The organism is Arthrobacter sp. N199823, from assembly GCF_002929705.1.
Classification (GTDB): Bacteria; Actinomycetota; Actinomycetes; order Actinomycetales; family Micrococcaceae; genus Specibacter.
Map to the genome: position 1 here is coordinate 24,197 of NZ_PJIN01000016.1, position 11,604 is coordinate 35,800.

Sequence of the window (11,604 nt, forward strand, 5' to 3'; positions counted from 1 at the left end):
ATTGTGTTTTTCCTCCAGCCGTGTCCAGACTTTGTGAGGCTGTGCACAGCTCTGGCACACCCAAGGTGACCTGACCTGCCCACCGTTACGTGAGAGCTGTGTGCAGCCGCCCCACGGGTCCCACTGTCCAACCTGTGTGCGGGAAAAGACCGAAGGACAAACTCTTTTGCCGTGCACCTGTGAACAGGGGGCAAACAACCCAGCTAAAAAAATTACTTTGCTGGTCTTCATACCAGGATCAAACTAAGATGAGCTCATGAGCGATAAAATTGAAGAAGCAGTCATGGCAGAAAACAACGCCAAGATCCACGCCGGGCGCGCGTTGGAAACTGCAATCAACGCAGAGAACTTGGCGCAAGAGCAACTGAAAGAAGCGCAACGGGCCTCAGCAGCAGCTCGCCGTGAAGCCTTAAAAGTCGGTTGGGATGAGAAGTCACTCAAGCAACTTGGTTTGGTCACTTTGCGGCGCAAAACACGCCAACCTAAAATCGAAAATGACCAGCATGTGGTAACCAACGAACACTGATGGAATCTCACTCCGTGGTGGTCTCTAACCGTTAGGTTTTGATTGTTGATCTCATTCAGAACTTACTCCGGGCCGAACAGTTGATTGAGTCCCTGGCGGTAAGCCGGTGACGGAGACAGTACCGACAGAATCAGGTGAGAGTGACAGCATTAGCTACTGGCTCTGGCACCGGCCGCGATTACGAAATCTGCCGACACCTGATGGTGGCGTGGATATTCAAACTGGTAACATTATGGACAGACGAAAAGCACGGAACCTAGATACTTCGAACATCTAGGTGCCGTGCTTTTCTTTGTGCTGTTGTTACTCCGCGATCAGAAGTTTTTCCACGTCGCTGGGCGTGTATCTTCTCCGGACTACAGGTCAATGTCAACGATTGCGCGGCCCTTCAGACGCACTAGTTGTTCGAAACCCGACCATTTGCGGTGTCCAGCATCCGGCAAGTCGTGAAGTCTCTGGGCCTTCACGTTGCGGTTGTTAAGAGGAGGGGTGAAATCTCTACATCTGCTCATGAAGGGGAAGACTCAGCAAGTCTTCCTTTGTCCCCTCTGCTTCCTTCTCATTGACCAGATCAATCAGATAGATATAGGCGGCGCGTGCCACCCTAAGGGATTCGTAACAGGCATGAATCAACTCCAAAAAATCGACCGTGCTATGTGTATTCTCTGTGACCCCAGTGGGCTCCCCGTGGGTCAAATGAACCAAACGATGAGTGCCAGCATTTCGCAGGGTTTGCGCTGCCGGATAGAGTCCTTCCGGACAAATGTCGAAGGAAAGTTCAGCCAGCGCGATCGCTGCTCCATGCCCGTCTACGGGCAGCGGGAGCTTCTTCCTAATGGCACCCGAGCCGTTGTCGAACCAGTAGCTACGAAACGTGATGTTGCCGGGATTAAGCCCCGTTTGAAAGTGCTCATTCGCTGCAACTGCTATTTTGTCCAAGAGGTCGAGGCTAGCTCGCTGTGCAAGTATCAGCATCGCCGGAGGCTCCCCATACAGCGAATAATCAAGGGTATCGGCGAACCATCCGGTGTCCTCGTGGTGCTGCTTATACAGAGAATCCAGCCGGAAATTTTCAAGTTGGTCGGTACCAGCGGGAGTTAGGCGGCTTGTTTTTCGGTTGTTTCCTTGGGTTGGTTGATCCACGCCGGGCCGGGTAGGTCAAGAATTTTGGGATCGGTGTTCTTGTTGAAGCGGGTCAGGTGTTTTGCCCGTGCCGCTGCGAGTGTTTCGGAGCGTTGCCAGCGACTTCCCCGGCCAGTCCGTAGTGGACGTTGGCTGGTGTGTGGAAGCCGATTCCTGAGTGTTGGTGGTGATCGTTGTACCAATCCACGAACTCGCTCAGGGATGCCCTGGCCTCGGACAGACAGGAGAAACGTTCGGGGAACAACGGACCATATTTCATGGTCTTGAATAAGCTTTCGCTGTACGGATTATCGTTGCTCACCCGGGCTCGGGAATGGGACTGGGTGACCTCCAAATCGGCCAGCAGTGCGACGACGGTCTTGGACGTCATCGAGGTGCCGCGGTCGGCGTCTAGCACGTGCGGGACGCCATGAATGCCGAAAATTTCCTTCATCATTTCCACGGCGAGTTCCCCGGACTCGGTGGCGTGCACGTGGGCGCCGACAATGAACCGTGAATGGATATCCACGGCCATGTAGCAGTCGTAGTACTTTCCCTTGATTGGTCCCGGAAATTTGGTGATATCCCACGTGATGACCTGACCTGGGCCGGTGGCGACAAGCTCTGGAACAGCCCTGGGCGGGTGCTTGGCCAGCCGGCGGCGTTCCTTGACCTGTTTGTTCTCCTCCAGCACCCGGTAAAACGTTGACAACGAGCCCAGATAGACGCCTGCATCGAGGAGCTTGGCATAGACCTGCATCGGCACCAGATCAACGTACTCCGGGGCGTTCAAGGCGGCCAGGACCGCGGCACGTTCAGCCGGGCTGAGCTTGTTCACTGGCTCCACCCTCACTGTTCGCAGGGGCGGGGACGGCTTGCGGTAGACCGTGGTCCGTGAAATCCCAGTCAGGGTTGCTGCCCGCCGTGTGGAAACATCTTGGTCACGCAGGCCCTGATAGGCGCCCATCATTTCTTCTTGGACTTCAGCCCGTCCGGTGATTCCTCGATGGCGTTCTCTAAGAACGCCGAGAGTTTTCCCATGATGTCCAAGGCTGCCTCGGAGCGTGTCAACCGGGCCTCACTCACCTCCAACTGGCGACGCAAACGGGCGATCTCGGCCTGGTCCTTGGAGAGTTTCCCTATCGATTCACCGGGCTTCTTCCCCGCCAGGACGCCGGCGTCACGCTGACGGCGCCATTCAGTCATCTGAGAGGAATACAAGCCCTCCCGGCGCAGGAACGACCCTGCCTCGTTGTTCACCAATGCGGCCTCGTACAAGGCTAAGAATTCAAGCTTCTGCGCGGGGTGAACGACCTTCGAGGGGTTGGTCCACCGGCACGCGGTCCGGGACTACTTATACGACCATTCTGGTCTATCGGAGACAAAACTGGGCTGGACATGATTACTGGTTTCCTGGTTCTCGCCCCACGCGATCAAGCGGACTTGCTCTTTCCCTGCGGTACCGTCCCAGCCTGACACGTAGGGCATAGAGCGGCCTATCGTCGAGCTCTGTTTCATGGCTACTAAGACGCGGCTGTCAGACATGGCAAGAGCCTCGAAGGTTTTCCCTCCGAGGCTCTTGCCATGACTTGTTGTGCGCTGAACTGACTCAACTAACCGAGTGAGTCAGTGCGAATTCTCGCCATTTGGTTTGACTAAATTATTTACAGTTATTCAGTACTGCGCCAATTCCCGTAAACTCACCGAAGAATGCGATGAGTGCTTTGTACCTGGCGTCAGCGTTCTTGGCTGCTTTGAGTTTGATGATGACTTTTGCAACTCCACCGAGTTTGGTGATCTTGGATGCGATGAGGAGATTCCCGGCTACTAGGGCTCCAACACTTGCAACGCAGAGTGACCATCCCCAGGCTGTGCTGGGATCTGCAACAACTGGATATGCGGTGTCGGGGGTGTGTTGGATGGTCTGGATGAGTGTGTTTCCATCAATGGTGAAGGAAGTTGGAACTGTGCCGCCGTTAGCGTCGTAAGCCCAAGGAGTGCTGACGCTGCCAAGCGACGTTCCGTCAGAGCCGATAATGTCTACAGAACCGTCTTGTAGGACTTGAGCGGTGGATCCCTGTGGCATTTCGAGCGGGAAGCGATAATCCGTGGCAGCGCTGTGAGAATCAATCTTGATGATCGATTGGCTACCGGCCGCTGTGGCAAAAGTTGAAATTGCGGCATCTTGAAGCTCTGTATTTACTAGAGCAGCTCCTTTGCCTTCAAAGAGTGTTGCTGGGATGTCTGAGGGGCTGATCGCTTGGGTGCTCGTCTCAGTGCCGGGGAGTTCTAGTGAAAAGTCTCCGGCTCGTGAATCTTTGTCGATGATCTTTGTCGTTCCAGGAACCGTCGCTAAGTTGTTTCCGAGATCAGTTTCGCTGAGCTGAGAATTCTGCTGCGGCAAGCTAACGTTCGGAGCCGCCGCTGCCACCCCAGCACCGGCTCCGATGAGAGCAGTTGAGATAGCCATACCAAGGACAAAACGTGCAGGAAGAGAGAAATTATTCGTGTGCAACTTAGACCCCCAAAGGAAGCGGCGTTAGCAGCTTCCGCGCAATGATGTCGATTCGAGTGAACCGACTGCCATTAACAGTAGGGGCTAAGTATTGAACGTTTCAGGCAAAAATGTCTTTTACTGAGAATACTGATCAAAGAGCTTAGGGAAAATTTGCTATCAGGCACAGCCGCCGTACAAGGGTCCAGCCTTAAGGCTAGGTAGCACCTAGCCTTAAGGCTGAGTATTGCATGCTGAAAATCTGGCTTGGGGATGGAAGCGGCGTTTTCAATAGGTCAAGCATCTGAAAGCATCCCTAGTGTTCTCTTTGATACTTCTTGGCTGGTTTCTGATTATTTTTGCAACGTCCGAATTGACAAGGTACCGAAGAGACCGATAGCTCCTAGCGGAAATAATGAGCTCCATGTAAACCCGCTGGCAGCGAGTGTATCTACCGCTAAGAAGACACACGTTAGCGCGATGATGGAATACAGCAAGGCCTCTCTATGTTGCGATGCTCGCCGTGGCTTGTCGGAGACTTCAAGAATTTCTAGCGCGTAAACCTCAGGTGAACCGAATTCATCGTAAGGATGAGAACATCCACTGTCATGCCAAAAGTTCTGGGCTTCGGCGACTTGGTGCTGTGTTTCGATTCGCGAAAGTTGGTAGCGTCCGCGTAAAATCCCTGCGAGCTGATTGAACCATATTTCCGGTGCTTGATCGGAGAAAGTTGCCACGGGTTTCGGGGAATAAGATAGTGCTTCCGAGATGATCAATGCCACCAGCGAGACTAGAAACGGCAGAAGTGTTGGGAGCAGGAGTAGAGCTGTGTGGTCGGACACCGTGGCAGCGAAAACGGCAGAGGAAACCAGCCCCACAAGACCGGCCAGCCACCAGGTCCATCCCCAGCGTACGTGACCGGCATAACGCTGCTGGAAGCCAAAGAGTGCACCTACCAAAGCTACTGTGCCGCCCACAGCCAAGGATAACCCTGACGGTGTAAGAAGAAATGACCAGCCACTCACGATGAACAGCCCAATACTCAGAGATGCACCTGTCAGGCCGGTAGCCGTCAAGAGGACTTTCAGTCGATCGCGAGCAGTGATTCCGTCGTTGCCGACTCCTGCGCGAATTTCAACCGGCACCCGCTCTCGACGAATTTGCTCGGCGAATGTCACGGGCGATCCGAAAAGTTCACTAGCTCTGCAGCCAGACTCTTCGCTGGCTAGCTGAGCATCGTGGAGGGCTTCACTGGCCAGATCGGAAGAGATGCCAGGCATTGAAGCCAGAGATTCCGCAAATTCCCGGCCCCACTGTTCGTCTTCTGGGTTGGACCATTGTCTTTTTGAACTTAAGTTCATTGAGGCGCTCCAGTTCGAGAATTTTTGGGTTGGCCAACCATATTTTTTTGAGGACCAGATTGCGGAATCAAAACATCTCTTATTCTCATCGCAAAAGGCTCCCAGTGGTGCTGGAATTCATTGAGCTGCTCACCACCTGCTGCGGTTATTGAGTAGACCTTACGTCCGGGCCCGCCTTCGCCTTCCTGCCACTTCGATGTCAGGAGACCGTCGTGTTCAAGCCGAGCAAGAACGGGATACAGGGCGCCACCTTTGATCGGTCCAATCCCGGCTAATTGCAGCTGTTGCACCACGTAGTACCCATGAGCACTTCCAGAAGCCAAAATTGCTAACGCGCAAGTGGGTAGCACTCCGCGCAGCCATTCCGGGGGTAAGAGAGAATCGTTCATGAGTTCATCATGGCATTAACTAGTCAAAAAACCAACTAGTAGGATATTTTGCTAGTTACCGGGTTTTGTGAGAGATAGATGAGTGCGGCCGTGATTCTCATGCCCCAAGGAGGCGCGCGGCGATGTCGACAGTGAGCTCCTATTCATCCTTCGTTGGCACCGCTTAACGCCGAACTGCGGGTTGCTGCGAACTGGTACCGCGGTAGTGCTCATGTTGCTTGAGTTAGCCCGCTTTTCGCGGTTGGCTCGGGGCCGAGATACTATCAGGCAGTTTGGGAACCTAGCGCCGAGCCACTTCGCCAGTGGACTTCCCACGAGCGCTAGTTGGCTACCCCCTACGTGTCAGGCTGGGACGTAGGGCCACGCCATTCCACGTTCTATTTCGTTAACATCAGAAGCATCGCATGCCGCATCTATCTGCATCGACGACAGATGCAGAAGCATCCTGATGCACTTGCCGGGATCCACACTTCCGGAATCAATCAGTTCGTGTAATCCGATGTATATCGGGCCAAGTCGCTTCATGGCAACCCTTGGCTGCCGCATCCATCTCGAGCAATCTCTAATTTTCGCGTGCCAATTGCTCAAACTTATGGCGCCCTTCGCGACTCTCCATGCATCTCCCTGTTGAACCTGACGATCCCGAACGACGTGGTTGCGCCGAATAGCTAACAGTATCGGTGCAGCCGCCGCAGCTGTAGCTGCATTGCCTTTGGGCTGGATTCCCGCCTTCACAATCAGGGGATAACCGGCATTCCAAGTGATACCTGCCTCATCATCTGGCTCAGCTTTTCTCGTGCAGCGTTGAGGCTGATTTTTATGCCTTCCAGCTCGCCCAGCCAACCTCGCTGCTCAGCTTCGTTCTTCCTTACCTCGAGGGCTTCAATGAGTTCTTCAAGGCGACGCCGTTGCGCGGGGTCTGGGCGGAGCATGGGGCATCGGATGCAGGCGTGTTCGTGGATGCAGGGTGTTCCATAGGCTCTGCCGCAGCTGCCGAGTTCGACCTTTCTCTTCTTGAAGTGTTCGTGGAATTCGTGAATTTCTGTCTCGCTGGGTTCGAGGTAGTCATCTGCCGGCCGCAATGCTCTGCGTCTGTCGAGAAAGCTTCTGAAATGCCGGAGGGTGTCTTCGTCGTGGATGGCTGCATAGCCTTGCGTTGTGGCAATGTTTTGATGTCCCATGAGCCTGGCGAGGATGTGTATCGGCAGACCGGAGGCCAAGGCGGATGTGGCGAAGAGCCTTCGGAAATCATGCGGAGTGAATTTGTAGTCATTTCCGTTCTCGTCTTTGAGGCCGGATCTACTGATTGCGTCCTTTATGGATTTCCTGACCCACTCGGATGACATGGTTCGACGTTCGCTTCCACTGCGCAGCTGGAATAAGTGGGGGAGGGGCAGTCCGTAAGTGCGCTCAGCTGAGTCGTAGCGCACGGCCAAAGGTACACGTCCGTCAGGGGTAGATATTCGTCTCTTGACCTGGGCAAAGACGTGAGCAAGTTCCGGAGAGATGAGCAGTATCCGTTCTCGGTCTGTTTTTGAGGGAACGATCTGGAGTAGAGGCAGTGCTTCGCCGCTTTCGGGGAGCCTGTAGATGGAAAAGGCGTGTGTGGTGATCTCAACAAGCTCTTCTATCCGCACGCCGGTCTCACTTAGGGTGTTGATCAGCGCCCAACTCCAGAAACAGTTTTCCTCACGCTGGGTGAGGTCAACTCGGCGTTCGAAGCAACCTCCTGTGATCCATACGCGGCCTGAGCCGCGGGGATCATTGATTCTGCTCCGACTCATCTCCCGGCGGTGGTAGGTGACTCCGCGATATTCGAATTCTTGGCCTTGCTCCGCCGCTGTTCCTGCGGCGAGGAGCGACTGGGCCTCCTTCAGTTCTTGTGCTGTGCTCATGAGGAGCTTCGGCAGCAGAGGACTCAGAGTCCGAATCCGTTGATGTATGCGGGCTTGGGTTTGCCTCTTGTTCTTGTTGGCCCCGGATGTATCTTCTCGGGTCAGGAAGGAGGGCGCTGCCCACTCTGCCCAGTAGGCGTCGTCGGTGGCCCAGGAAGCAATATCAAGGTAGAGGCCTCTGACAATAAACAATGTGCGGTGTTTGCCCACAAGGGGGCCTTGCATGAATCGGCTGAGCCAGGCCCTGCCCTCTTCGAAACTGATTCCAAGGTTTTGGGCTTCAGGGTTGTGGGCTTCGATGTCGAGCCAGAAGTTTTTGACCAGTTCATAAACCATCCACCGAAGGGTGGAGTAGTCCACGCCGGGTTCTCTGATCTTGAGATAACGTACCAACATGTCGCGGACCCGCTGGCTTCGGATCCCATAAGAATCGACCATTTCATCAATATCGGGCCGCTTGACCGCGACGAGCTCCAGTAGTCCGGGTATGGAGTTGTCGAATATCCCGAAGTCTTTGAGCATTGACCAGACATAGGTAAGCCCGTCAGGCTTTTGACCTCTGTTTGTCTGATACTCCCGATATCCGAGCAGATGTTCCGGGCGAAGGTCATATACCGGCACACCGTTGTGTGCCAGGACTTTTGTCATGACGGTAAGTCCGTTATCGAAGTTCGGAGGCCTGACTTGTAGTGAGGTTCCGTGTTCGGTCATTCGAGCGAAGAATTCAGGTTCCCTGTTCAAGCGGATTCGGTGGAATCGCGGCTTGGCGTTTCGAAGCCAGGTGTAGCTTGGTCTGATCACGTCCATGGCTATGAGGTCAGCGATTCCATTCGCCGATTCAAAGGCGGCCCGGTTCAAGTACACGCCCTGCCAGGGGTCGCCGAGTCGGTCTTTCCAGTCATGTCCCGGGTCTTGGCAGCCGGCATTCTGCCACCGCTGCTGCCAGGACTGGCCCTCGAACAAACTCAATGCCTCCAAAATGAGCCTCAGTCCTCGGAGCGACACGTCGGTGGCGCCGTCCAGGCCCTCAGCGAGTTCGACCAGTTCGCTCTGCGGCAGTAAAGAAAGGTGAGGGACGGAGTCTTGAGTTTCAGTTGCTGACCGAGCTGGTGCTTCAATGGCGGGAAGAGAGGGGACATAGTCCCGGACTATTGCCATTTCGATCCTCCGAACAGTTCGGTCATGTCAGCGGCCGAATATGGGGATGGGTGTTCCTCGGCAGTCTCCGGCGCATCTTTGGCTGCAGCGCGCGAAGCGAAGTGCTGGTTTACCCGCTGTATTACTTCATCGTCGCGGAGTTTTAGATATGTTTCGGTCGTGGTGATGTGGGCGTGGCCAAGAAGAGACTGAATGTCTGTGAGGGAGACGCTGGGGTCCCGTGCCAGGCGAACGGCAGCTGTGTGTCTAAAGTCGTGGAGGGTCCAGTTGGAACCCAACATAGTGTTTATCCGACGGAGAATGCCGCGTGCCGCTTCGTAGTTCAGCGGCCGGTAGGGCTTTCGCAGCGTCCACCAGGCGGCAACGCCCGACCGGGTGAATTCCTCGGGCAGAGAGTCCTGATACAGCCTGAACCATTGGAAGGCCTCTTGCGACGCGGGGATCCGTTGGACCGCCCCGGAACCTTTGCGTATTACTGAGATGCATTGCTGCCCAACATCGACCATCCCATTGGTTAGTCCTACAAGCTCAGAAGGCCGTGCCCCGCTGGAGACGTAGAAGGAAACCAATGCCCGGTCTCTGTCTGTTCCGAGTAAAGCAAAAAGATCCTCGAAGGCCTTATCGGGGATGGAACGGGGCGCCTGAACTGGGACTTTTTGTCGGTACTCGGCCCGAGGCCCTTGGCGGTAGCTATTTTCAGGATTGTGTTGAGCGCCGAAACGACCGCCGGCGCCGGTTCGTTCCGGCACTGGGTTGAGGAGAGGTCCGGTCAGCGCTCTGCGGTGGTAATCGTAAAACGAGAAGAGGACCGCGAGATTGTGGTTGATGGTTCGTGGAGAGTATTTATCAGTTAGGTACGGCTTGCCAGAAACATCGTTGACGGCGGGCAGTGACCGACTCCGACTGCGTGAGTCTTTTGAGGCTTCACGCAGAGATATCACAAAGGCCCGGACATCGTCGCGGCCTGCTTTGTTCCATTCCTTATCAAAGCCCCAGAGAAATCTGAACCATCTCAGCAGGTCTCGCCCATAAGACTCCACGCTAGATGTGCTCATTCCACGTGCCCAGAAATCATGCAGATAGCGCTCTACGCTGAGTATGGGCCTGCCATCAGGCGCCAGGACTTGCCAGTAAGGAGCAGCCTGTATCGATCTGATCTTCCCTGCAGTGCGTACATTATTGGCAGAATCCTGCTGGCCTGTGCCCATGGCGGTGACTCCAATGGTCCGTTGGTAGTCCGAGGCTAACCCACTTAGTCCGGTCAACATATCCCCATTCGATCAGCTTCCCGAGATAGAACGTTGCTTCCGTGCTCGGGTTGCGCCAAACGTCTTTGGGCATCTGCTTTTCGAAGCTGGCCATGACCATGGCCAGCAGCGCGAACTCGGGTCGCGTCTCGTGGGTGGCCACATGTTCCTTGAAGGGGTTGTAGCCCCAACCGGTGCTTTCCTTCTCGGCCTTTGCACTCATCAAATCGGCTGCAAGCTCTCCGTCGTAGCTGCGACCGATGTCGTAGAAATTTGTCATCGACAGAACTGAGAAATACTGCCATCCTTTCGGGGCGGTCTTTCGTGCAAGGAGGTTCTTCACCCATTCGCGGCGAACAGTGGTGGCCGATTCCATGGCTTTATTGTTGGCAATGAGCGTCCGGCGTTCCTCCTTCTGTTCCTCGCTCATTGGCCCCTTGGCAGTAGTGGAGCTGCTGCCATACTTCTCGGTGTAACCGAATGCCTTCCATCCTTTGATTACCAAGATGACAGTGCCCCCGTGGTAGGCGCTGCGGATGCCGAAGGCGTTGGCGTCTTCGTCTGTTGCTTCTGTGCCGTCAGCCTTCAACAAGTGGTTCACTCGCGCAATTTCGGTGTCGTCGGAGTATCCAAGTTCTCCGACATTTTCCAAGCCCTTTGCTTCGTGCGCAGTGACTGCATTCGCCAGTTCCTTTTCGGCTTCGCGCCTGTCGCGCAGCTGCTGGGCGACGTGGTGAAGCTGGGAAGGTTCATCGGCCAGCACTGATTCAATTTCTTCTGTTGCGTCGGTGTCGTCCGCGAACTCTGCGAAGATCAACGCCACCTCGAAATCGTGGCCCTCTTCAAGGGCCTTGATTCCGGCGTCGGAAGATTTGGCCGCGATGCCCTGCTCGACATCGGCCTTGGTACGACCCATCTTCTTGGCGATCTTGGCTGCTGGCATTCCCAGCAGTGAAAGCTGCTGGAATGCATCGGCCTGATCGGCATGGCCCAACTCGGCACGCTGGATGTTTTCCACCACTTGGGTAATGATGCGGTCGGCTTCGTCGGGGCTGTCGATGACAACCACGGGGATGGTGCCAAGCTTTGCTTCGACGGCGGCGAGGGTGCGGCGCTGGCCCATCAGCACGTGCACGGTGCCGTCAGCCTTGCGGTGGGCAATGACCGGTTCCAGCACACCCAGTTCACGGATGCTGGACACGAACGCCGGGGTCAGTCCTGCGTCTTTACGGACGTTGGTGTCCACGGTCAGGGTGGTTGGGTCAAGCTGAACCAGTTCCTGTGTTTTCTCGCTCATAATTCTTTGCTCCTTGTGCGAAGGTGTGGGGTGAGTGGGCGGTGTGACCCGGCCAGCTGCTTACTTTTCTCTCTCTTTCCCCGTTGTTTTTTGGTTGCTGGCAAGCTCGCTTGCT

The 11,604-nt window shown here is 55.2% G+C and carries 8 protein-coding genes and 1 pseudogene; 1 reads left to right on the top strand and 8 read right to left on the bottom strand.

Annotated elements, in window-relative coordinates; all coding sequences use genetic code 11:
- The first annotated feature begins 256 nt into the window (after positions 1–256).
- Entirely contained in the window at positions 257–526 is a 270-nt protein-coding gene (locus CXQ93_RS19145; RefSeq protein ID WP_104112010.1) for a hypothetical protein, read from the top strand.
- 498 nt (positions 527–1,024) lie between these two features.
- Here the strand turns inward: CXQ93_RS19145 and CXQ93_RS20495 are convergent, their stop codons facing one another.
- The 8 genes and pseudogenes from CXQ93_RS20495 to CXQ93_RS19185 all read right to left on the bottom strand — a co-directional run bounded on the left by CXQ93_RS20495 (position 1,025) and on the right by CXQ93_RS19185 (position 11,489).
- A complete protein-coding gene (locus CXQ93_RS20495; protein WP_146073278.1) occupies positions 1,025–1,669 on the bottom strand; it encodes an LA2681 family HEPN domain-containing protein in 645 nt (214 codons plus the stop codon).
- Positions 1,624–3,006, bottom strand: a pseudogene (locus CXQ93_RS19155) (IS3 family transposase). Before CXQ93_RS19155 ends, CXQ93_RS20495 begins: the two are co-directional and overlap by 46 nt.
- A 302-nt stretch (positions 3,007–3,308) precedes the next feature.
- The gene (locus tag CXQ93_RS19160) at positions 3,309–4,118 is read right to left on the bottom strand and encodes a hypothetical protein (RefSeq protein ID WP_104112012.1); all 810 of its coding nucleotides are present in this window, start codon (positions 4,116–4,118) and stop codon (positions 3,309–3,311) included.
- A gap of 377 nt (positions 4,119–4,495) precedes the next feature.
- The gene (locus CXQ93_RS19165; RefSeq protein ID WP_104112013.1) at positions 4,496–5,503 is read right to left on the bottom strand and encodes a hypothetical protein; all 1,008 of its coding nucleotides are present in this window, start codon (positions 5,501–5,503) and stop codon (positions 4,496–4,498) included.
- Positions 5,500–5,892: a PadR family transcriptional regulator gene (locus tag CXQ93_RS19170; RefSeq protein WP_104112014.1), complete on the bottom strand. Its 393-nt coding sequence runs from the start codon at positions 5,890–5,892 to the stop codon at positions 5,500–5,502. Before CXQ93_RS19170 ends, CXQ93_RS19165 begins: the two co-directional genes overlap by 4 nt.
- A gap of 737 nt (positions 5,893–6,629) precedes the next feature.
- Complete coding sequence (locus CXQ93_RS19175; RefSeq protein WP_104112015.1) at positions 6,630–8,945, bottom strand: site-specific integrase; 2,316 nt, start codon at positions 8,943–8,945, stop codon at positions 6,630–6,632.
- The gene (locus CXQ93_RS19180; RefSeq protein ID WP_104112016.1) at positions 8,936–10,213 is read right to left on the bottom strand and encodes a site-specific integrase; all 1,278 of its coding nucleotides are present in this window, start codon (positions 10,211–10,213) and stop codon (positions 8,936–8,938) included. Before CXQ93_RS19180 ends, CXQ93_RS19175 begins: the two co-directional genes overlap by 10 nt.
- Positions 10,122–11,489, bottom strand: a complete 1,368-nt coding sequence (locus tag CXQ93_RS19185; RefSeq protein WP_104112017.1) for a ParB/RepB/Spo0J family partition protein — start codon at positions 11,487–11,489, stop codon at positions 10,122–10,124. The genes CXQ93_RS19180 and CXQ93_RS19185 overlap by 92 nt, the downstream gene beginning before the upstream one ends.
- Positions 11,490–11,604: the final 115 nt, after the last annotated feature.